The sequence below is a fragment of the Streptomyces sp. NPDC048248 genome (assembly GCF_043201875.1).
GTDB lineage: Bacteria > Actinomycetota > Actinomycetes > Streptomycetales > Streptomycetaceae > Streptomyces.
The window spans coordinates 259,092-279,969 of record NZ_JBICZL010000004.1; the positions used below are offsets into that span (position 1 = coordinate 259,092).

16 protein-coding genes are annotated in these 20,878 nt (G+C 71.6%); 9 read left to right on the forward strand and 7 right to left on the reverse strand.

Annotated features, from left to right (window positions below):
- Nucleotides 1–175: 175 nt before the first annotated feature.
- Together ACGFZW_RS10035 and ACGFZW_RS10040 are read right to left on the reverse strand one after the other, a co-directional pair.
- The gene (locus tag ACGFZW_RS10035; RefSeq protein ID WP_393892581.1) at nucleotides 176–1,483 is read right to left on the reverse strand and encodes a sensor histidine kinase; all 1,308 of its coding nucleotides are present in this window, start codon (nucleotides 1,481–1,483) and stop codon (nucleotides 176–178) included.
- The gene (locus ACGFZW_RS10040; RefSeq protein ID WP_393892582.1) at nucleotides 1,480–2,277 is read right to left on the reverse strand and encodes a hypothetical protein; all 798 of its coding nucleotides are present in this window, start codon (nucleotides 2,275–2,277) and stop codon (nucleotides 1,480–1,482) included. The genes ACGFZW_RS10035 and ACGFZW_RS10040 overlap by 4 nt, the downstream gene beginning before the upstream one ends.
- A 362-nt stretch (nucleotides 2,278–2,639) precedes the next feature.
- Between ACGFZW_RS10040 and ACGFZW_RS10045 the strand changes: the two genes are divergently transcribed.
- Nucleotides 2,640–2,960, forward strand: a complete 321-nt coding sequence (locus ACGFZW_RS10045; protein WP_393892583.1) for a hypothetical protein — start codon at nucleotides 2,640–2,642, stop codon at nucleotides 2,958–2,960.
- On the opposite strand, the gene ACGFZW_RS10050 is transcribed toward ACGFZW_RS10045, so the two are convergent.
- The gene (locus tag ACGFZW_RS10050) at nucleotides 2,948–4,021 is read right to left on the reverse strand and encodes an isocitrate lyase/phosphoenolpyruvate mutase family protein (protein ID WP_393892584.1); all 1,074 of its coding nucleotides are present in this window, start codon (nucleotides 4,019–4,021) and stop codon (nucleotides 2,948–2,950) included. The two genes, ACGFZW_RS10045 and ACGFZW_RS10050, sit on opposite strands and share 13 nt — an antisense overlap.
- A gap of 63 nt (nucleotides 4,022–4,084) precedes the next feature.
- Between ACGFZW_RS10050 and ACGFZW_RS10055 the strand changes: the two genes are divergently transcribed.
- Complete coding sequence (locus ACGFZW_RS10055) at nucleotides 4,085–4,804, forward strand: ArsR/SmtB family transcription factor (protein ID WP_393892585.1); 720 nt, start codon at nucleotides 4,085–4,087, stop codon at nucleotides 4,802–4,804.
- Nucleotides 4,805–4,811: 7 nt separating this feature from the next.
- Here the strand turns inward: ACGFZW_RS10055 and ACGFZW_RS10060 are convergent, their stop codons facing one another.
- Together ACGFZW_RS10060 and ACGFZW_RS10065 are read right to left on the reverse strand one after the other, a co-directional pair.
- The gene (locus ACGFZW_RS10060; RefSeq protein ID WP_393892586.1) at nucleotides 4,812–6,284 is read right to left on the reverse strand and encodes a glycosyltransferase family 39 protein; all 1,473 of its coding nucleotides are present in this window, start codon (nucleotides 6,282–6,284) and stop codon (nucleotides 4,812–4,814) included.
- A gap of 477 nt (nucleotides 6,285–6,761) precedes the next feature.
- On the reverse strand, nucleotides 6,762–9,851 hold the full coding sequence (locus ACGFZW_RS10065; protein ID WP_393892587.1) for a D-alanyl-D-alanine carboxypeptidase: 3,090 nt from the start codon (nucleotides 9,849–9,851) through the stop codon (nucleotides 6,762–6,764).
- Nucleotides 9,852–10,090: 239 nt separating this feature from the next.
- Here ACGFZW_RS10065 and ACGFZW_RS10070 point away from each other — a divergent pair, with 239 nt between their 5' ends.
- The 3 genes from ACGFZW_RS10070 to ACGFZW_RS10080 all read left to right on the forward strand — a co-directional run bounded on the left by ACGFZW_RS10070 (nucleotide 10,091) and on the right by ACGFZW_RS10080 (nucleotide 12,632).
- The gene (locus ACGFZW_RS10070; protein ID WP_393892588.1) at nucleotides 10,091–10,870 is read left to right on the forward strand and encodes a GPP34 family phosphoprotein; all 780 of its coding nucleotides are present in this window, start codon (nucleotides 10,091–10,093) and stop codon (nucleotides 10,868–10,870) included.
- 405 nt (nucleotides 10,871–11,275) lie between these two features.
- A complete protein-coding gene (locus tag ACGFZW_RS10075; protein WP_393892589.1) occupies nucleotides 11,276–12,142 on the forward strand; it encodes a helix-turn-helix domain-containing protein in 867 nt (288 codons plus the stop codon).
- A 280-nt stretch (nucleotides 12,143–12,422) separates the two neighbouring features.
- Entirely contained in the window at nucleotides 12,423–12,632 is a 210-nt protein-coding gene (locus ACGFZW_RS10080; protein WP_393892590.1) for a DUF397 domain-containing protein, read from the forward strand.
- A 251-nt stretch (nucleotides 12,633–12,883) separates the two neighbouring features.
- Here the strand turns inward: ACGFZW_RS10080 and ACGFZW_RS10085 are convergent, their stop codons facing one another.
- The gene (locus ACGFZW_RS10085; protein ID WP_393892836.1) at nucleotides 12,884–13,747 is read right to left on the reverse strand and encodes a hypothetical protein; all 864 of its coding nucleotides are present in this window, start codon (nucleotides 13,745–13,747) and stop codon (nucleotides 12,884–12,886) included.
- 355 nt (nucleotides 13,748–14,102) lie between these two features.
- On the opposite strand from ACGFZW_RS10085, the gene ACGFZW_RS10090 reads away from it, so the two are divergent.
- From ACGFZW_RS10090 to ACGFZW_RS10100, 3 genes are all read left to right on the forward strand, one after another.
- Nucleotides 14,103–15,338, forward strand: coding sequence for a PLP-dependent aminotransferase family protein (locus ACGFZW_RS10090; RefSeq protein ID WP_393892591.1), 1,236 nt, complete (start codon nucleotides 14,103–14,105; stop codon nucleotides 15,336–15,338).
- Nucleotides 15,339–15,596: 258 nt separating this feature from the next.
- Nucleotides 15,597–16,382 carry an SDR family oxidoreductase gene (locus tag ACGFZW_RS10095; protein WP_393892592.1) on the forward strand — a complete coding sequence of 262 codons (786 nt, stop codon included), beginning with the start codon at nucleotides 15,597–15,599 and terminating at the stop codon, nucleotides 16,380–16,382.
- A gap of 485 nt (nucleotides 16,383–16,867) precedes the next feature.
- A complete protein-coding gene (locus tag ACGFZW_RS10100; RefSeq protein ID WP_393892593.1) occupies nucleotides 16,868–18,472 on the forward strand; it encodes a sodium:solute symporter family protein in 1,605 nt (534 codons plus the stop codon).
- 76 nt (nucleotides 18,473–18,548) lie between these two features.
- Here ACGFZW_RS10100 and ACGFZW_RS10105 read toward each other — a convergent pair whose 3' ends face one another.
- Nucleotides 18,549–19,670: an ADP-ribosylglycohydrolase family protein gene (locus tag ACGFZW_RS10105; RefSeq protein ID WP_393892594.1), complete on the reverse strand. Its 1,122-nt coding sequence runs from the start codon at nucleotides 19,668–19,670 to the stop codon at nucleotides 18,549–18,551.
- 242 nt (nucleotides 19,671–19,912) lie between these two features.
- Here ACGFZW_RS10105 and ACGFZW_RS10110 point away from each other — a divergent pair, with 242 nt between their 5' ends.
- A complete protein-coding gene (locus tag ACGFZW_RS10110; protein WP_393892595.1) occupies nucleotides 19,913–20,872 on the forward strand; it encodes a D-2-hydroxyacid dehydrogenase family protein in 960 nt (319 codons plus the stop codon).
- Nucleotides 20,873–20,878 lie beyond the last annotated feature (6 nt).

Genomic DNA, 20,878 nt, shown 5'->3' on the forward strand with positions numbered 1-20,878 from the left:
ATCCCGGGCAGAGCCGAGCCCCCTGCTCCGCGGGCTGTCCGTCCACGACGACACGGCCCCGAGGCCGGACAGCGTTCCGTGTCGTGCCGTTCCGTGTCGTGCCCCGTCGCGGTGGCGCGGTGTCGTGCCCCGTCACGGTTTCGCGGCGTCGCGGCACGAGACACCGCCGGAAGTCTCACGACTCGGGCTCAGAGACCCGCTCGAAGTTCGAGGCGTCGGGCGGAGGGTGCGTCGGCAGGCGGAGGACTGCGCGTGCCCCGTCGCCGGGGTCGTTGGTGAAGTGGAGGTCGACGCCCAGCACCGCGGCCTGGCCGACGGCGATCGTCAGACCGAGGCCGTGCCCCTTGCCGCGGCCGGGGGCGTCGGTGCGGAAGCGCTGCGGCCCGTGGCGCAGCAGATCGTCCGGGTAACCGGGCCCGTGGTCGCGGACCTCGATGGTCGGCAGCCCGTCGGCCGGCACGTCCACGGTGACCACCACCGGGGGCCGGCCGTGCCGGTGCGCGTTGATGACGAGGTTGGCGAGGATCCGGTCGAGGCGGCGCCGGTCGGTGTCGACGACCGTCTCCGCGGCGACCCGTACCTCGGTGTCCAGCCCGGTGGCACGTACGGAGCGTTCGACAAGCGCACCGAGTTCGTACGCGGCGAGGTCGGCGTGTTCGGCGCCCGAGTCCAGCCGGGAGATCTCCAGCAGGTCCTCGGTGAGCCGGTGCAACGCCCGCAGCCGGTCGTTGATCATTTCCTTGGGCCGACCCTCCGGGAGCAGATCGGCCGAGGCGAGGATTCCGGTGAGCGGGGTGCGCAGCTCATGGGCGACATCGGCGGTGAAGCGCTGTTCGGCCTGGAGGCGGCTCTGCAAGGAGCCGGCCACGGAATCCAGCGCCGCGGCGACCGCCCCCACCTCGTCCTGTCCGGCGGGGCCACCACGTGCTCCGGGACCCGCGGTGTCGCCGACCCGCGCGTCGAGATCACCGGCCGTGATGCGGCGGGCGACGGCCGCGGTGGCGCTCAGCCGGCGGCTGATGCGGTGGGCGAGGAACAGCCCGGCGAGGGCTACGGCGGTGGCGGCGAGGACGGCCGAGCCGAGGATGGCCGTGTCCAGCATCTCCAGGGAGCGCCGGGTATTGCCGTACGGCGACCAGACGGCCATGACCTGATCGTCGGCCGGCGCCGCCGCCCACATCACGGGCCGGCCGTGGTAGGTGCCGACCATGCTGCCGCGCTCTCCGTCGCGTGCCAACTTCTCCAGCGGACCGGGGAGTTCGGGTGGATCGAGGACGGAGTTGATGCCCTCGCGGGAGGTGCCGTACTCGAAGAGGTCCAGGGCGGTGTCGAGGTCCGCGCGGGTTTCCTTGCGGACCTGGCCGACGGTCTGGCGGGCCACCGCGTTGTGGACGAGGACACCGAGGACGGCGGCGACCGCGCAGCACACCGCCGTCACGGTCAGTGCGATCTTCCATCGGAGCGAGACCGCGGGAATCCTCACGCCCCGCCCCCGACAGCCGACGGCACGGAGTCCGGCGCCTCTCCCGCGACCGCCTCCCCCACGACCTTCCGGCCCACGGCGACCGGGCCGTCCTCCGCGACCGGGCCGTCCTCCGCGACCCGCCTGCCCTCCGCAACCGGCTCGGCCCCGGCAACCGGTGAGGGACTCTGCCGGCCACTGGGCGAGGGAGTCTGCGGTTTCCGCGCATCGTCGAGGGTGAGGTCCCACAGGCCCATCGAGTCACCGTCCCAGACGTAGTCGGTGACACTGACGTAGCGCGGGTCCTTGGTGGGTTCACGGATCGCGAGGTGCCCCGCCGCGAGCTCGACGCCGGCCAGCACCCCACGCAGCGAAAGCACCCGGGTGATGGCCTTGCCCTGGACGCTGTACACGCGCAGTTCGCTGGTGCGGGGGTCGATGTCGACGACGGTGATGAGGTCCGGTTCGCGGTCGTCGGTGAGGTCGTGGAAGACGGGGCGGCGTACGGAACTCGGGGTCGGCGGCGGGCGCCCTTCCGCCGTCAGATCGGCGTCCAGCACCGTGAGTTGGTTCACGCCTGTCATGTCGCCGCTGGGTACGGGGGCGAGGCCGGGTACGCGTTCGAGGGCTGCCGGGTTGTCCTCCCGTGCGAGCGGTGCGGGCGAGTACTCGGGCCACAGGGCGAGCGGCGCCTTCACATCCCTCGCCCGCCCATCGCTCTGGAGCCCTTCAACGCCCGCGCACCCCGCGACGAGAGCGAGCGGGATCAGCGCGAGGACGGCGGACAGCGCCGCCCGCGTCCACCACCTCCGCATGCTGCCACCGCTTTCATCGATGGCCCCGGCCCCTTGGCCCGACGCCCGAAGCCCGAAGCTCGAAGCTCGACGAGAACTGACTACACATATTGCGCGCAGTGTCCGCTTACCGGCGGAAGGAATCCGCGAGGCGGCCTTTCCGGCGCTCGTTATCAGCCGTTCGACGGGCCTTCGGCTGGCCCACCGTCACACGAATGACCCACGAGATCTCGCTGACTGTTACACAACGGATGGATCGCCGTTAAGGACGCTCCGTAGCGTTCCTCCCTCAGCGTGCCGACGGCCGTGGCCTCATTCGGGCTCGGCTGCCCGTGCGCGCAGCACCCATCGGCGGCCCGGGCCGCCCACGACGAGGAGTACCCATGCGGGCCCAGCGCCGCTCCGTCATCCGTACCACCGCCGTCGCGACCGGCGCGCTGGCCGTCCTGCTGCTCCCCGCGAGCGCCGCCTTCGCAGCCGACTCCACCGCGCCCGCCGGCAGCCGGACGTCGATCATGCTGCCCGACAACGGCCTGGCCGGACTGGCCGAGAAGGCCGGGCAACTGCCCAAGGCCGGTCTGCTCGGTGGCGCGGGCGCACTGGGCGCCGTGGGCGCGGGCATCGTCCTGCACCGCCGCAACCAGGGAGGCCGCACGACCGCGACCCCTGGGGCACGGCAGAGCGGCCGCGCTCAGCGCGCCTGAGGCCGGCCCTCGATCGACGCGCGGCCCGGCCCGACGCCTCCCTGGCGCGTCCGCCCGCAATGCCGCTCCTCCGCCAGCCGCTGCACCTCCTCATAACCGGGAACGCCGCGGCCCTCCCCTTCGCCCGGCCACTCCGCGTCGGCCCGCCCGTCAGCCGTGCGGGCCTCCGCCGCCCCGCGCGCCCCGCCGTAGGGCGTCCCGCTCGCGCGGACGGAATCCGCCGCGGCGAGTGTGGCCCGTAGCGCCGTACGGAAGAGCAGCGAGCCGGTGCTGACGCGGCGTACCCCGAGGTCCGCCAGACGCCTGATGGTGTGTCGCCCCGGAGCGAAGAGGATGTTCACCGGAACCGGAATCTCCGCCACCAACGCGGACACGCCCTCGTCCGCGACCACTCCCGGCACGAAGACGCCGTCCGCGCCCGCGGCCAGATAGCGCTCAGCGCGTGCGAGCGTCACCGAAAGGGGCGGTGGATCGTCCGTCAACCAGTGCGTATCGATACGGGCGTTGAGGAAGAGCCGCGGGGCCCGCTCTTTCACCGCTTCGATCAACCCGGCCTGCAAAAACGTGTCCTGCAATCCGGCGCCTCCCGGCAAGCCGTCCTCCAGGTTGACCCCCGAGGCCCCGGCATTCGCCAACTCCTCGGCCAGCGAGGCGACCTGTTCGCTCGGATCGGGCCCGCCGGCCGGCGTACCCCGCAGCGCCTCCCCGACGAATCCGCCCTCGATATCGACCGTGTACGGGCACGGCAGCAGGCGCCCGAGGCGTCGTGCCAGCGACAGTGTCGCTGCCCGCACCTCTGCCAGACCCTGGCCGTCGAGGTACCCGTGTGACGACGCGATTCCCAGGCTCGTCGTGCCGACGGCCGCGTAGCCGGCGTCGGCGAGCACAGCGGCCGAGGCGACGTCCCAGGCGTTGGGCAGCAGCAGCGGCTCATCAGCGTGGTGCAGGGCGTGGAAGGCGGGCACGTGAGACGCGGCCGCGGTGCAGGAACCGGTGCCGGTGCCGGGGCCTGCATCGTCGGTGCCGGGGCCGGGAAAGGCAGCGGGTTCCGAAGGGATCATGCGGGCACCGTAGAGCCCGGTCGTTTCGGTGAACGCCGAAGCATCGAGGCGGACAATGGACCCATGACGACCCCGCCCTACAGTCTCGAACTCTCCCGGCTGGCGGCACTGCTCGCGGACCGCACCCGGGCCGCGTTCTGCCTCGCGCTGCTGGACGGCCGGGCCTGGACCGCGGGTGAGCTGGCGGCGTACGCGCAGGTCGCGCCCTCGACGGCGAGCGAACACCTGACCCGGCTGACCGAGGGCGGACTGCTCGTCGAGCGGCGCCAGGGCCGTCACCGCTATGTGCAGCTCGCGGGCCCCCGCGTAGCGGAGCTGCTGGAGTCGCTGACCGCCCACCTCGATCCGCCGGCACCCCGGCCGCGTGGCCTGCGCGCCACGAACGTCTCCGCGGCGCTGGCCCGTGGCCGGACCTGTTACGACCATCTGGCCGGGCGGCTCGGCGTCACGATCACCGACGCGATGACCGGGCGCGGGCTGCTCGATCAGGACGGCGGCTTCGCCCTCACGGACGCCGGTCGGGACTGGTTCTCCGACAGCCTCGGCATCCCACCGGCGGGACTGCGCAGCGGCCGCCGCCCGCAGGCCCGTGGGTGTGTCGACTGGACCGAGCGACGCCGGCACCTCGCAGGAACCGCGGGCGCCCGGCTCTGCGACCAGTTGCTCGACCGGCAATGGGTCCGGCGCATCGGCAGCGGCCGGGCCGTACGCCTCACCCCGGACGGTGCGGCCGCCCTGCACAACCTCCTCGGCATCGACGGCGAAGCCGCGGGCCTGGTGTGAGCGGGGGCTACTCCCCGCACTTCCCCGGCCGCGCGTACACCGTGATGCGGGCGCCGTGGACCTCGCGGCTGCTGCACACCGCGAACGCGTCCCGCAGGGTGGCACGTTTGGCGATTTCCTGATCGTTGGCATCGGTTGGCTGGCCGTCCGGGTCGCCCGCGACGACGATGCGGCGGGCCGCCAGCATCCGGTCGCGGATCGCGTCACCGGAGCGTTCGGTGCCGTAGAGGGTGTGTGAGGCCAAGGGGCTCTTGGCCACGGCGAGATCGTGCAGCCCGCGGAAACCGTCCGGGTGCGCCGCGACCCAGATCCGCCGCCGGGCGGGCATGAACAGCAGACCGTCGCCGGGCCGCGCCACCTCCCCCACGGTCCGCGCGATGGCGGTGACGTCGTCGACCCGGCTGTCCGGACTGCGCAGGTGGACATTGACGGGCAGCAGCGCGGCCAGGACGAGGACGAGCACCGCCGCCCACCGCACCTGCCGCCTGCGGGTCTGGCCGCGTTCGCCGACCGGGCGCAGCAGCCGGGCCAGCGCGGCTCCGGCGAGCAGGGCGAAGCCCGCGACGTAGTAGAGGACATAGCGGTCGACGTAGGCCGGCTCGACGTGGGAGAGGAGCAGCAGGAGAAGGGTGGGGAGCAGCAGCAGCGGAATGCCGATGGCGCGCAGCCCGACCGGCCCGCGGGAGCGCACCGGGACGCGTGCGCAGGCGACGCCGAGGACCGCGAGCACGGCGAAGGTCAGCAGCTGAATGGGGTCAGGCCACATGAGCCAGCTGATCTGCGCCGACTGCCGGGCGCTGAAGACCACGAGCGGGGCCAGCCCGGCGAGGACGGTGACGGAGGCGAGGGCCCAGGCGCGCAGGATCCGGCGCGGCATCCTCGCGAGGACCAGGGCGGCTCCGTGGGCGGGCAGGGCCAGCGAGGCGAACTCGTGCAGCAGGCAGGCGAACAGCATCAGCGCCGTATAGCCGATCCACAGCCTCGGGCGCGGGCGTGCGGCGGCCAGGACGAGCAGGTAGGTGGACCAGACGACCAGCGCGCAGACCGTCGCGTACGAACGCCCCTCCTGCGCGTACTGCTGGACGACCGGGATCAGTGCGAAGGCCAGCCCGGCACAGAGCCCCGCGCGGCGCCCGACCAGCCGCTCCCCCAGCAGCGCGAGGCCCCCTGCGGCCAGGGTCATGGCGACCACGGACGGCAGCCGCAGGCCGATGACCCCGCCCAGGGCGCCGCCGAGCGTGGCGTCGTAACCGAGGAACCAGAGGTGCATCAGCGCGTAGTACAGGCCGTGGACGACATCGACGTGCTGCAACGTCGGCCACAGGTCGGCCAGGCTGCGGTGCGCCATGTCGTAGGTGACCGCCTCGTCCCGCCATATGGCGTCCTGACGGCGCACACCCCAGGCTCCCAGGAGAAGCATCAGACCCGAGGGCATCAGCACCACCGCGCCCCGCGCCGCCCAAGTGCCAGGGGCGGTCACGGAGGACGCGAACGTCTTCTGCGCTTGCGCTACGTCGATGACGGTCTCCGGTCACGTACGGGACGCACTGCTGGGGAGCGGCGGGGACGGTGGGGCCGGCGTGACTGCCAGGTGCGGCAGGACCGCCGGGAACCACAGATACTGCCTGAAGTGCTGCTGCGTCGGGGAGCCCCGGCGGTCGGCACTGCCGGGCGGATTGGGGCTACTGCGCCTACTGAGGCTGGAGAGATAGCGGCCCGCGCTGTCACGACGGAACCGCTGGTCCTGCTGGTACCACCGGTACCACTGGTTCTGGTTCTGCTGGTTCTGCTGATCCCAACGGCACGGCGGACACCGCTGATACGACTGCCACCGCTGGTACGTCTGCCACCACTGGTACAGCCGTCGCGACCGACACGCCTCATGGATACGGATCGCCGCGGCGATCGGTCGGCTCCGGGCCGGAGGAGCCTGCTGGTCCGGCCCGGAGCCATACGGTCACCCGATCCGCGTCAGCTTCGACCCGAACGTCGGCTCGGTCAGGTCCTTCTGGAGCGCCACCGGCACCTTCTGCTCGCTCGCGCCGTTGCCCACCGTGAGCACGCCGACCCGCGTCCCGGCCTTCGCCGTGTGCGGAACGGCCTTGCCGCCGTCGCTCATGGAGAACGTCGCCTTCATCCCGGGCCAGCCGACCGCCGACAGGTCCTTGGTGGCGACGACCGGGGTCCGGCCGCCGAGGCCGTCATCGACGTATCCGACGACCTGCCCCTTCTTCACCACCTTGTCCGACACCAGCGCGTCCCGCGTCGCGGTGATCACCTTCGCGCTGTTCTGCAGCACCAGCGCGAGGTGGGCGTTGGAGTCGGGGCTGTTGGTGCGCTGATCCATCATCACGCCGAGCAGCAGCTGGTCCTTGCCGCCGACGGTCCGGTACGCGGCCCACATGAACGCGCCGCCGGCCGGCGAACTCGACCCGGTCTTGATGCCGCGCACCACGCCCGGCATCGTCGTCAGCAGGCTGTTGTTGTTGTAGAGCGTCGTCGGCAGACCGTCGATCTTGACGTTCTCGGTGGCGACGACCGCGCGGAACGCGTCGTTCTTCATCACCACTTCGGCGAGCTTGAGCTGGTCGACGGCGGTGCTCACGGTCGCCTTGTCCAGGCCGCTGGGGTCGGTGTAGTGCGTGTTGGTCATCCCCAGTTCCTTGGCGGCGGCGTTCATCTTCTTCACGAACGCCTCCTCGGTCGTGGAGTCCCAACGCGCGAGCTGCCGGGCGACGTTGTTGCCCGACGGGATCATGAGCATCTGCAGCATCTGGTACTGGTTGAACTGCTGCCCCGCCCTGAGCGGCACCCGCGACTCGTCCTTCTTCTTCGAGTCGGCCTCGGCCTCGGGGTCGATGCGGATCGTCTCGCCCTTCTCGTCCTTCTTCAGCGGGTGATCGCGCAGGATGACGTAGGCGGTCATCACCTTGGCGACGCTCGCGGTCGGTACCGGCTTCGCCTTGCCCGACGTACCCAGGCTGCCGACGCCGACGACCTCCGCCGCGGTCTGCCCCTGGTCGGGCCACGGCACGGACAGCTTGCCGCCCTCGAAGGTGAACGCCGTCGACGAGCCGACGGCGAGCTCCGGCGCGGGCAGCGGGCGCGCCGACTGGGCGACCACGAAGATGATGCCCAGCAGGATCACCAACGGGGTCCAGATCTTGAACCGGCGTACGACCGTCCGCAGCGGGGTCTCCGGCGGCGGCGGGGTGTTGGTGAGCCGCGCCAGCAGATCGAGCGGCGGCAGCGGCTCCTGCCGGGTCTTCTCCGACTCCGGCAGAGCGCCCGGCTCGGCCCGGGGCGGGGCGGAAGCGGTGGCTCCGGTGCTCGCGGCGGCGCCCGCGGTCGGCGGGGAGCCGGGGCGGGCGGGCTCGGCGGGCTCGGTCTCGGCGGGGAGCGGAACCCCTGCCCCCGCGGTCTTGCCGGGAGCCTTGTCCGGAGCTTTGTCGGGGCTCTGGCCCGGGGCGCGCAGGGGCGTCCGGTCCGCCGTCTTGCCCAGCGACTTCTCGGCCGCGCCGGCGTCCGTCGACTTCAGCGCCACGAACTGGCTGGTGCGCTCGACTTCCCGCTCCGCAGGCCGAGAGCCTTTCGCCTCGGCGGCCTTCCCGTCCTCGCCGGGCTTTTCCCCGGGCTTGCCCCCAGTCTTGTCCCCGGACTTGTCCTTGGTCTTTTCCCCGGTCTTGTCGCCGGTCTTTTCCCCGCTCTCGGCGCCCGCCTCGCCCGCGGCCTCGGCGCCGCTCTTGTCGCCGGTGCCGGGCTTGCCGCCCTTCGCAGCAGCCGTGCCCCTGCCGTTCCCCGTGTCCTTGTCCTGGCTCCGAGCCTCGTCCGACGCCTCGGACTCGGACTCGGACCGGGAGTCGGACTCAGCCTCGGCCTTGCTCTTGGTCTTGCTGCTCGTGCCGCCGTCAGCGGGCGGGGCGATCTTGAAGGCGGTGGTGGGCTGATCGACGGCGTTCCCCGCGGAGGCCACCTTGGACTTCGCGATCGCGAACACACGCGTCACGTCATCGACCGCCGACCCCTCGACCTCGGCCTCGTCGCCGCCCCCGTCGCCGTCCTCGGCACCACCGGTGCCGCCCCCCTTGGAGCCGGCCTTGGCGTCGCCCTTGGCGCCGCCACCCTCGGCGCTGCCCTTGGAGGTGTTCTCGGCGCTGCTGCTCTTGCTCTTCTGGGGCCCGACGGTCTTGAACACGGCCGTCGGCTGATCCACGGCTCCAGCCCGCGAACCGCCTCCGCCCTCCGACACGACCTCGGGCTCAACCGTGGGCTCGGGCTTGGACTCGGCCTTCGCCGCAGCCTTGGGCTCAGTCTTCGCCGCAGCCTTGGGCTCAGCCTTGGGCTCACCCTTGCCCTTCCCCGCACGGGCAGGCTTCGCCGCACCGCCGGCCTTCGCCTTGCCGCCGGCCTTCGCCTTCCCGCCAGGCTTCGGCTTTCCCGTCCCGGACCCGGCCTCGACCACGGACTCGGCCGCGGCCTCGCCGCCCGCCTGGCCCTTGGCATCGGACTTTGCAGTCGACTTCGCACCCGCACGCGCATTCGCATCCGTCGCGTCGGTCGCCTCCGAGTTCGCGCCCGACGCCGAGGCCGCAGCCTGCGCCGTGCCCTCGGCATCACCGTCGGCATCCGCGACGTCGGCGTCACCGGCCCCTCCGGCCGGCTCAGCGCCCTCGTCGCCGTCGCCCTCGTCGCCCTTGTGTGCGACCCAGGCGGCCACTGCGTCCCGCAGGCGGTCCCCGCCGCCCGCGGGGTCGCTCTCGCCGCCCTCGGCCGTCTGAGGCGGCTCGGACGCCTTCTCGGCCCCGTCCGCGGACGCACCGTCCGTGGACGCACCGTCCGTGGAGGGTCCGCCCGCGTCCGCGCCCTGCGCGTCCTCGGCGCCCTTCGAGCGCTCGGTGGGCTCCCCGGCCGCCGGTTCGTCCTCCGCCTGCCCCGCCGGTTCGTCCGGCTCCCCGCGGAAGACGGTCAGGCGCGGATCGCGTGCGCTCCGCACCGTCTCCCCCGACGACTGCTTCTTGTCCGACTTGTCGGGGGACTCGCCCGCCACCGATGTCTCCTTCGTACGTCGCACTGCTGCCTGGCCCAGTGTTCCCAAGTGTCCTGTGTACGCGTGGCGGCGCCTCGCCGCCACGCGAAACCGGTCCCTGCCGCACCCCACGGAAGTTGTCGCCGACGTGCTAGACGAGAACGACATACCTACCGGTTCCCTATCGAACCCCCCACGCACCCTCGACAGATGAATGTGAGAGGGGTCACCCTGTCATTCATCCACGCGGGGAGGCATGGATGGGCAGGAGCCGCAGAACAATTCCGGAGGAGCTTCTGCTGCTCGCTTTGGACCCGGCAACGGGCACCACAGCGCAGCCGCAGTCGCTCGACCTCGGCCTCGCCGGGGCCCAGCTAGTAGAGCTGGCTCTGGCAGGACGGATAGCCCCAGACGGGGATCGTATCGCCGTGGTGATGCCACGGCCGACAGGAGATCCGACTCTGGACTCCGCACTCGAACTGCTGCGCCGACGCGGCAGTCCGGTACGCGCGGTCCACTGGATCGGCGGGCCCCGGCTGGGGCTGCGCCAGACGTATCTCACGCACCTGGAGCGGTGCGGCATGGTGCATGCCGTGGCGGGACAGATGTGCGGGGTGCTGCCGACGACGCGCTACCAAGCGACGGAGACGGCAATCAGCCGGGAAATCAGGGCCCGGCTGGACAACGCGATCCGCACCGGCGTACCACCGGACCCGCGGACCGCGGCGCTCGCCGCGCTGGCCCATGCGGTCGGACTCGGTAAGCACCTCTACCCGGGGAACGAAGGGCGTTCATCGCGCTCCCGGCTCCGGGACCTGATCCGGCACGACCCGATGGGCGGGCTGGTCGCGCACGCCGTCATGGACGTGCAGAACGGAGCGGGCGCGCAGCCACGGCGAGCGCAGGCCGCCGCCGCGGTACCGGGCGCAGCTCCGGGACCCGTCCGGCAGCCGACGGCGCGGGCCACGGCGGAACCGGCAGGCATGCCGGGCCCGTCACGGCACGGCCACGGCAGCATGGCGCGCGTCGGCGCCCGCTGACGTACGCCGGGCCGCACCACCCGCACGACGCCGGGCGCCACAGAGGCCGCGCGGTGCACCACCGGGCACGGTCGCACCATCGATCAGGGCACACGCACCACCGAGCGCGGCCGCACGCCTCGCTCCACCCGCCTCGCGCGCCTCGCAAGAGGGGCGCGAGGCGGGTGCGGGCATGGCCGCGCGAGCGCGTTCGCACCACCGCACCACCGTCCCCACCGTCCCGTTCGGGAGCCGCAGCAAGAACGCGCGGGGTGGCGGGCCGGCCGCTTCGGACAACGGCCGACCCGCCACCCCGCGCGCATGCGCGATCGCCTTCTGTGTGCGTTTCACTGCGCGGCGTCTACCTGGGGTGGCACTCTGCTGAGCAGGAAACGACAGCAGTACGGAGCCGGAGGTGCACGTCCCGTGGCGTCCAATGTCAACCCCACCGTCAGGCGACGCCGGTTGGGCCAGGAGCTGCGAAGGCTCCGGGAGCTCAAGGGCATGACGGCGGAAGAGGTGGCCGAGCGTCTGCTCGTCTCCCAGTCGAAGATCAGCAGGCTGGAGAACGGCCGCCGCAGCATCAGCCAGCGCGATGTCCGCGACCTGTGCGGCGTCTACGAAGTCGATGATCACCGCATAGTCGATTCGCTGATGCAGATGGCCAAGGATTCGCGGCAGCAGGGCTGGTGGCACGCCTTCGGCGACATCCCGTACAGCGTTTACATCGGCCTGGAGACCGAGGCGGCCTCGCTACGCGTCTACGAGTCCCTGCTGGTGCCCGGACTTCTGCAAACACCCGGATATGCCGAAGCCGTCATTCCCGGCACGGTCCCCGAGCTCGCGCCCGATCAGCTGGAAAAGCGCATCCAGGTCCGCATGCGCCGCCAGGAGCGGGTCAACGACCCTGAGCGGCAGCTGCGCCTGTGGGTGGTGCTGGACGAGAGCGCCCTGCGGCGGGTGGTCGGCAGCCACCTGGTCATGCGCGAGCAGCTCGACCATCTCGTCGAGGTGAGTCATCTGCCGCATGTCACGGTGCAGGTGCTTCCGTACGACACCGGTGCGCATGCCGGAATGTCGGGGACGTTCTCGATCCTGGAATTCGACGACGCCGCCGATTCCAGTGTGGTGTACATCGAGGGGGTCACCAGCGATCTGTATCTGGAGAAGACCAACGATGTCCACAAGTACACGATCATGTACGAGCATCTGCGCGCCCAAGCGTTGAATGCGGACCAAAGTCGGGAGTTCATCGCCGCTGCGGCCAAATCGCATGCGGACGCCGTGGGGTGAAGACTCCGGTGGGGCGATGAACGGCTCGCCCGATGCGAGGCGAAGCGGTCGAAGAGGAGGAGGCGGGGGCAGGACGCGGGGAGGGGAAAAGCAGGTCTTCAGCTGCGGAATCAGACATTCCGGTTACTGGGTTCGCACGGTACACCTGGGCCATCTTCCTTGAAAAGAGATCAAGGAATATGCCATTCGGACGGGTGAACGGCCGCTGTGGCAAGTGATGTTGGCGCGTAGCGTCTGCACTACCGAAATCCACGGCAACTCAGAGTGAGTCGGAGTGAACATGGCTATTCAACCCAATTCCGCGTTCTCCTGGACGAAGTCCTCGTACTCAGGTGGCAACGGCGCATGCGTGGAAATCGCCGTGCCGACCACCGCAGCCATCGCGGTACGCGACTCCAAGGACCCGGACGGCCCGCGACTGACGTTCGACAACTCCGCCTGGAGCAGCTTCGTTTCGGACCTCGCCGACGGTGCGTACGACCTGGCGTGAACTGACCGGCCAACGGCCTCAGGTCACCGGCTTCCGGCCGACCGCAGGGCCACGGGGCGGCGGGCCCGACAGGACCGGCACCGCCGCCGTCCACGCCCCGGCTGCCGTCGATGCAGCAGCATCCGCACCACCCGCACCACCGCAGAACGAGCCCTCTCGACTGGATCGCCGTCCCGGCCGAGGGGGCTCGGCCATGCGGCGGGGCGGCCCCTTCCCGCGGGCGCCCCGCCCGCTGACCTCCCCGCCGCGGGTCAGCGCAGTTCGGCGACGTACCGGTCCGTGCCGGGAACCGTCGGAAGGAAAGGCGCGATCAGCTCCACCCGCCCCAGGCCGGACTCCGCGACCGCGGCGACCCGGTCGGCGAAGTGGGTGGACCAGCCGTCGCGCGGGTCCTCCTGGAGGAACCACAGCAGCGTCAGCCGGGTGTCCACGCCCTCGACCTGCTTCACATACGCCATGCGGTCGCCCGGAAGCGGCGTCGGCCGGAAGACGGTGACCATGGCCGCCGGTGAACCCGCCAGCCGTCGCGGCAGGTGCCGGTCCCGCAGCCACTCCGCCAGGGCAGCGCGCTGCTCGGGCCCGTCCGTGTCGATCACCTCCAGGACCAGTCCGGCGTACGGGTGGTCCAGCGCGTGGAAGTCCCGGGGTCCGGCCGCGCCGTCCCGGTAGACCGTCGTGACGTGGTCCTGGAATGCCGTGAAGACGTGCGTGCGGTCCTGGTGCACCCGGCCGTCCCGGTTGAGGCGCTTGTTGATGCCGACGGTCCACTTCATGTGCTCGTCGTAGCGCCCCTCGGTGATCCAGTAGGTGGAGAGGTAGCAGCCGGCCGTGACCGGCCGGGCGGCGGCGGACTTCTCCGGGCGGCGCAGCAGTTGCAGATCGCGGGTGGCGACCCAGCGGCGGCCGGCGAACATCCAGGGCATCGCCATGGCGCCGGCGATGTAGTGGTCGTCCTCGTACCAGCGGTTGTAGGCGTGTTCATGGCCCGGATGCGGTTCGACCATGGTGATCAGCGCGTGCCCGGGGTGCACGCCGTAGGGGCCGACGGCGGCCAGGGCGGTGTAGGCGGCATTGTCGGTTTCAGCGGGGGGCGCGGCGGCCGCCGGGGCCGCCATGCCACCGGTCCCCGGGCGCTGTGTGGCCGGTGCGCTCTGCGCGGCGCCCGGCCCTTCCGGCGGGTGTGCGATGTCCTCGGTCATGAGGACAGGTGTAGTTGACGGAGCGTCAGAAAGGGAGGGGTGCGCGCCGACCGGCCGGCCACCGTTCGTCTGTCGCCGCAAACCGGGCCGGACCTCGCACGTCCAGCCCCATGCCGCCCGCGACCCCGGGGGCATTCACCGCTCGCGGCCCGCCGCTCGCCGTCCGGCTCATCATGCGGGCAGGGCTGCGCTCCGGGTCACCCGCCGCCTAAGCTGCGCGACATCTGCAGCTAACGCCGGTTAACGCAGACGATGACCGATTGGAGCAGCCATGCCGGACGCGACCCTCGCCGATGCCGTCACCCCCACGCCCGATCTCGCCGCGCGCGCGGTCCAGACCGGCAGCTCGCCCGTACGCGAGATCCTGGCGCTCACCGCGCGCCCCGAGGTCATCTCCTTCGCGGGCGGGCTGCCCGCGCCCGAGCTGTTCGACGCGACGGGCATCGCGGCCGCGTTCCAGCATGTGCTGACCGAGGAGCCGCGGCGGGCTCTTCAGTACTCCACCAGCGAGGGCAGCCCGGAGCTCCGTGCGACCGTCGCCGCGCGCACCACCGCACGGGGGCTGGCGACGGACGCCGACGACCTGATCGTCACCACCGGCTCCCAGCAGGGCCTCTCGCTGCTGGCCACCGCCCTGCTGGAGCCGGGCGACGTGGTCCTGGTCGAAGACCCCTGCTACCTCGCGGCACTGCAGATATTCTCCTTCGCCGGCGCCCGGGTGGTGCCGGTGCCGACCGATGACGAGGGTCTGCTCCCCGAGGCGCTGGACGAGATCGCCGCGCGGGAGCGGCCCAAGCTGCTCTATGTCGTGCCGACCTTCCAGAACCCGACGGGACGGACGCTGTCCGCCGAGCGCCGGGCCGCGGTCGCTGCGGTCGCCGCCCGCCGCGGACTGTGGATCGCCGAGGACGACCCGTACGGCGAACTGCGCTTCGAGGGCGAGCCGGTGCCGTGGGTCGCCGCCTTCCCCGGCGCGGAGGACCGTACGGCGCTGCTCGGGTCGTTCTCCAAGGTGATGGCGCCCGGCCTTCGCCTGGGCTGGCTGCGCGCGCCGGCCGCCCTGCGGCGCGCCTGCGTCATCGCCAAGCAGGCCGCCGACCTGCACACCTCGACCGTCGACCAGGCAGCAGCGGCCCGGTACCTGTCGGTCTCGGACCTGGACGCGCATCTGGAGCGGGTGCGCGGCGCCTATCGCGACCGGCGCGATGCGCTGGTGAACGGCTTGGCCGTCACGCTGCCCGAGGGCTCGCGGTGGAACCGTCCGGCGGGCGGCATGTTCGTCTGGGCGACCCTGCCGGAGGGCTACGACGCGACGGCACTGCTGCCCGAGGTCGTGCGCCATGACGTCGCCTACGTCCCCGGCGCGCCGTTCTTCGCCGGGCCGCCGGACGCGACGGCCGTCCGCCTGTCGTTCGTGACGCACTCCCCGGACGAGATCCGCGAGGGCCTCGTCCGGCTGGCGACGGCGCTGGGAAGCGCCCGCAAGGGCGCGCACCAGGAGGGGTGAAGGAGCGCGCAGAGGGACGGGAAGGGCCGATCGGGCGCGGAGGGAGCCCGGTCAGCCCGGACCGGTTCCGGCGTGCGGGTGTCCGCCCGGCCGTCCCGTACCGCACCCCTCTGGTCATTCCCGCACCCGCGCCGTAACCTGACGCCTCGTCAGGTAATGCCCTGCGTCGCGACCCCGCACCACCCCGCCATGAGCGCGTGGGCGTCATCGCCACCGGGTCGCGACGCAGTCCAGTGCGAGCGGGACCCGGAGGCTCACATGCTGCTGCGGAACAAGACGGTCGTCGTCTCAGGCGTCGGAGCGGGGCTCGGGCATCAGGTCGCGGCGGCATGCGTGCGGGACGGGGCGGCCGTGGTCCTGGGCGCCCGCACCGCGGACAACCTCGCCAAGTCGGCGTCGCGGATCGACCCTTCGGGCGAACACACCGCCTGGCAGGTGACCGATATCCGCGACGAGGCCCAGTGCGAGGCGCTCGCCTCGCTGGCCGTGGAGCGTTTCGGCGGGATCGACGCGGTGATCCATGTCGCCGCGCTCGACTCCCTCTTCGGCGGCCTGCGCGACGCCGACTTCGACACCTGGCACGAGGTCACGGACGTCAACCTCTTCGGCACCCTGCGGATGACCCGCGCCTGCCTGCCCGCGCTCACGGCACGCGGCGGCGGCTCGGTGGTCATGATCGGCACCCAGTCGTCGCTCGCCGCACCCTCCCAGGTGCAGCAGGCCGCGTACGCGGCGTCCAAGGGCGGGCTGGTTTCGGCGATGTACTCCCTGGCACAGGAGCTGGGGCCGAGCCGGATACGCGTCAACACCGTGCAGCCGGGGTGGATGTGGGGCCCGCCGGTCGAGTCCTACGTGCGGTTCGCGGCACACAACGAAGGCGTTCCCGAGTCCGAGGTGCTGGGCCGGCTCACCGAACGCATGGCCCTGCCGGAACTGGCGACGGACGCCGATGTCGCCGAGAGCGCCGTCTTCCTGGCGTCCGACCGGGCGCGCGCGATCACGGGCCAGTCACTGCTGGTCAACGCGGGCGAGCTGATGCGCTAGCCGGCGCCCCCTTTTCCGGCGCTGCCGGCCGTTCCGGCGCTTCCGGTTCGTGCCACGACGCTCCTCCGTGGTGGCGAGCTGCCGTCCTGCCGTCCGCCCGGGATCCCGCTCCCGCGCGCAGACGCCGTCCGGCGCCTCGCCTGGTGCTGTCGATGCGAGTGGGTCCCGTGCGTGGGTGCATTTCGTGCGGTCGGTGGGTTCCGTTCGGTCGGTGGGTTGCATGCGGTCGGGCAATGGCGCCCGGCGAAGTGTCCGCTCATCGTGTGTTCGGCGTCCCGCGCGGGACAACGGCCGGGTAGGTCAAGAGAAGGCAAAATCGTTCGCTTTGCTGATCCTGGTTCACATACTTGACCACCTCTCCCCTTGACCGGACCGCTCGTTCGACGGTTCAATCCCCGAAGTCCCCGCTCCCGCACGGGGAACCGCCCCGCAGGACGTCACGGCGAAGTGATTCCTCGTTCACAAGGCGGACCCCTGGAGGGGGCATGAACAGTCTCGACTGGGCCGTACTCATCGGCTACTTCGGCGTGATGATCGCGATCGGTGTGTGGTCGCACAAGCGCGTGGACGATGTCAGCGACTTCTTCACCGCGGGCGGGAAGATGCCGTGGTGGCTGTCCGGCATCTCGCACCACATGTCCGGCTACAGCGCGGTGATGTTCACCGGTTACGCCGGCATCGCCTATCAATACGGTGTCACCTCCTACGTCACCTGGTCCTTTCCCATCGCCGTCGGCATCGCCATCGGCGCCCAGCTGTTCGCGGGGCGGCTGAACCGGCTGCGCTCGCGGCTCGGTGTCGCCTCGCCGCTCGAGTACCTCAAGAACCGCTACAACCTCCCGACGCAGCAGGCCCTCGCCTGGTCGGGCGTGCTGCTGAAGATCGTGGACGTGGGGGCCAAGTGGGCCGCCATCGCGACCCTGTTGTCCGTCTTCACCGGCATGTCCCTCAACCAGGGCATCCTCATCACCGGCGTGATCACCGGCATCTACTGCACGGTCGGCGGGCTCTGGGCGGACGCGCTCACCGAACTCGGGCAGTTCGTCATCCAGTTGCTGGCCGGTGTCGCCATGCTGGTCACGGTCATGGGCGAACTCGGCGGCTTCAGCTCGCTGTGGACCGTGTGGGACAGGCTGCCGGACACCCACACCCAGCCGACCGTCGGTCCGTACACCCTGACGTTCCTGCTCGCCTATCTGTTCATCAAGACGTTCGAGTACAGCGGCGGCATGTGGAACCAGGCCCAGCGGTACATGGCCACGCGCAACGCCCGGCAGGCCAGGCGTTCGGCGTGGCTGTCGGCGGCGCTGTGGTTCATCTGGCCGCTGGTCCTCTTCTTCCCGATGTGGGTGGCGCCGCTGCTGGTCAAGGCGCAGAAGCCGGACGCCTCCGACTCCTACGCGCTGCTGACCGAGCACCTGTTGCCGCACGGCCTGCTCGGGCTGGTCATCGTCGGCTTCTTCTCGCACACGATGGCCATGTGCTCCTCGGACGCCAACGCCATCTCCGCGGTCTTCACCCGCGATATCGCCCCCGCGCTGCCGAAGCTGGGCGAGAAGGCGCGTAACTGGTCCCACCGGGCGGGGCTGCTGGCCGCACGGTTGTCGACGGTGTCCTTCCTGGCGCTGTCGATGGCGATCGCGACGCAGGTCAACTCCCCCACCTTCAAGGACATCATCACCGTCGTCATCAAGTGGGTGGCCGGGCTCGTCGGGCCGATCTCCATCCCGTTCCTGCTCGGCATGCTGCCGGCGTTCCGCAAGTGCGGTCCCACGGCGGCCCTGACGTCCTGGGCGGCCGGGCTGTTCGCCTTCTGGCTGACCAACTACGGCCTGAGCGATGTGCAGCTCCAGATCCAGATCGTCTCGCCGGTCGCGACCTCGTTGGTGCTGTTCATCCTCATCGGCCTCCTCAGGCCCGAGGCGACGCCGGAGCGGGACGCGCTGCTGGCACGGATCAACTCCGGGGAGGACGACGACGGCAGCGCGGCCGCGCTGCGGATCCCGGAGCAGGAGGACGGGGCGGAGCGGGAGGCCGTCCCCGGCGGCGCCGCGGGAGACGCGACGGGCGAGGCGTCGAAGCCCCTCTGAGCTTCGTACGGTGCCCGCGACTCGGCGGGTTCCGACGTCGGGCCGGGCGTGCGGCGACGCGCCCGGCCCGGGGACGTCATGCCCGTGGGTAGCGGGCGAGCCAGCCCGGCGCCGAGCCGGCGGGGCCGTGGAGTGCGGGGCCCTGTGTCATCTCCATCGCGAAGTCGTCGGCGAGCTGGAGCATCGTGTCCCGGCCTTCCAGCTCGACCAGCCACACGGGCGGCAGCGCCGTCTCACCGTGCAGTGTGCCGAGGAGGTTGCCGCAGATGGCGCCGGTCGAGTCGCTGTCGCCGCCGTGGTTGACGGCGAGCAGCAGCCCGTGCCGGACGTCCTCAGCCACCAGCGCGCAGTACACGCCGATGCTCAGCGCCTCTTCCGCCGTCCAGCCCTGTCCCAGCGACTCCACCCGGGCCGGCGTCGGCATGCCCTGCCGTACGGCGCCGAGCGCGCGCTTGAGTGCGTCGGTGGTCTCCTCGTGGCCCGGGCGGGTGCCCAGATGCACCAACGCCTTCTGCACGGCGCCGTCGAGGTCCTCGCCCCGTGCCAGCGAATGGCTGATGACGGCAAAGGCGCCCGCCGCGAGATAGCCGGTGGGGTGGCCGTGGGTCTGGGCCGCGCACTCGACGGCGAGCTGGAAGACCAGCTGCGGCTCCCAGCCGACCAGCAGCCCGAACGGCGCGGAGCGCATCACGGCGCCGCAGCCCTTGGAGTCCGGGTTCTTGGGCTTGTCCAGAGTGCCCATCACCTCGTCGCCCAGACCGCTCAGGCAGGCCCTGCCGGGCGCCCGACGGGAGTACAGCCACTCCTCGCGGGCGAGCCAGCCGTCGTCCGTCTTGCGCTCGTCGGGCCCCCAGTCGCGCTGGGTGACGGCCCACCGCAGATAGGCGCGGTGCACGTCGGTGGGCGGGTGCCAGGCTCCGGTGTCCCGGCGCACCTGGGCGCGGATCAGCCCGTCCACCGTGAAGAGGGTCATCTGGGTGTCGTCGGTGACCGCTCCACGTCGCCCGTAGGCGGGCACGAAGTCGGTCACGCCTTCCTGGCCGTGCGCCTTGCGGATCGCGTCGAGCGAGTCGAATTCGATGCCGGCACCGAGCGCGTCGCCGATGGCACCGCCGAGCAGACAGCCGCGGACCCGGCTGCGGAAGTCCTGCTGTTCGGCGCGGCCCCAGATAGCGGTGTTGCCTGCCGCTGCGCTCACTGCGCCCCTCCTGAAGGCTCACAACGTCCCGGGGCCTTGCGGACCCCCTGGCGCAGCACTGTAATCGACCAAGAATGATCAATTTGAGACCAGGATCGTATTGCGAACAGTCACCCGCGAGGAGGCTTATGACCGGTACGGCCCCAATCGAACGTCCCAGGCCACGGCCGGTAACGCCCCTGCCGCCCCGACCGAACCACCAGCCCCTGCCGTAGCTCCCTACCGCCCTTGGAGAAACCCGCATGACTCCGCGCTGCGCCGTGCTCGACGACTATCAGGACGTCGCCCTCTCCATGGCCGACTGGTCCCCCCTCGCCGGTGTCGTGGACGTCCGTACGCTGCGGCAGCCGTTCCGCTCCGAGGACGAGGTGGTCGACGCGATCGGTGACTGCGAGATCGTCGTCGCGATGCGCGAGCGGACCCCCTTCCCGGCCACGCTCCTCGACCGGCTGCCCCGCCTCCGGCTCCTGATCACCTCCGGCATGCGCAACGCCTCCATCGACCTGGAAGCCGCCGCCCGGCTCGGCGTCACCGTCTGCGGCACGGCCAGCAACATCGAACCGCCCGTCGAACTGACCTGGGCGCTGCTCCTCGGCCTCGCGCGCAACGTCGCCACCGAGAGCGCCGCGATGCGCGCGAACGGCCCCTGGCAGAGCACCCTCGGCGCCGATCTGCACGGCCGCCGGCTCGGGCTGCTCGGCCTGGGCAAGATCGGCACCCGCGTCGCCCGGATCGGCCAGGCCTTCGGCATGGACGTCGCCGCCTGGAGCCGGAACCTGACCGCGGAGCGCGCCGCGGAGTCGGGTGTACGCGCCACGGCCGACAAGGAAGAACTCCTCGAAACCAGCGACTTCGTCTCCGTGCACCTCGTCCTGAGCGACCGTACCCGGGGCCTGCTCGGCGCCGACGAACTGCGTCGGATGCAACCCACGAGCTACCTCGTCAACACCTCCCGCGCCGGCATCGTCGACCGCGACGCGCTGCTCCGCGCGCTGCGCGAGCGCTGGCTCGCCGGCGCCGGCCTGGACGTCTTCGACCACGAGCCGCTGCCCGAGGACGACCCGCTGCGCACCCTCCCCAACGTCCTCGCCCTCCCGCACCTGGGTTACGTCACCCGCCGCAACTACGAGGGGTACTTCTCCGAGGCCGTAGAGAACATCACCGCCTACCTCGCGGGCGCGCCGGTGCGACGCCTGGGATAGCGGCCC

Bases quoted from the DNA above. Each gene is read 5' to 3' on its own strand.
- ACGFZW_RS10045 (WP_393892583.1), top strand. From the start codon at position 2,640: ATGCGGGCCCAGCGCCGCTCCGTCATCCGTACCACCGCCGTCGCGACC.
- ACGFZW_RS10080 (WP_393892590.1), top strand. From the start codon at position 12,423: ATGGCTATTCAACCCAATTCCGCGTTCTCCTGGACGAAGTCCTCGTAC.
- ACGFZW_RS10090 (WP_393892591.1), top strand. From the start codon at position 14,103: ATGCCGGACGCGACCCTCGCCGATGCCGTCACCCCCACGCCCGATCTC.
- ACGFZW_RS10070 (WP_393892588.1), top strand. From the start codon at position 10,091: ATGGGCAGGAGCCGCAGAACAATTCCGGAGGAGCTTCTGCTGCTCGCT.
- ACGFZW_RS10100 (WP_393892593.1), top strand. From the start codon at position 16,868: ATGAACAGTCTCGACTGGGCCGTACTCATCGGCTACTTCGGCGTGATG.
- ACGFZW_RS10095 (WP_393892592.1), top strand. From the start codon at position 15,597: ATGCTGCTGCGGAACAAGACGGTCGTCGTCTCAGGCGTCGGAGCGGGG.
- ACGFZW_RS10085 (WP_393892836.1), bottom strand. From the start codon at position 13,747: ATGGCGGCCCCGGCGGCCGCCGCGCCCCCCGCTGAAACCGACAATGCC.
- ACGFZW_RS10055 (WP_393892585.1), top strand. From the start codon at position 4,085: ATGACGACCCCGCCCTACAGTCTCGAACTCTCCCGGCTGGCGGCACTG.
- ACGFZW_RS10040 (WP_393892582.1), bottom strand. From the start codon at position 2,277: ATGCGGAGGTGGTGGACGCGGGCGGCGCTGTCCGCCGTCCTCGCGCTG.
- ACGFZW_RS10110 (WP_393892595.1), top strand. From the start codon at position 19,913: ATGACTCCGCGCTGCGCCGTGCTCGACGACTATCAGGACGTCGCCCTC.
- ACGFZW_RS10050 (WP_393892584.1), bottom strand. From the start codon at position 4,021: ATGATCCCTTCGGAACCCGCTGCCTTTCCCGGCCCCGGCACCGACGAT.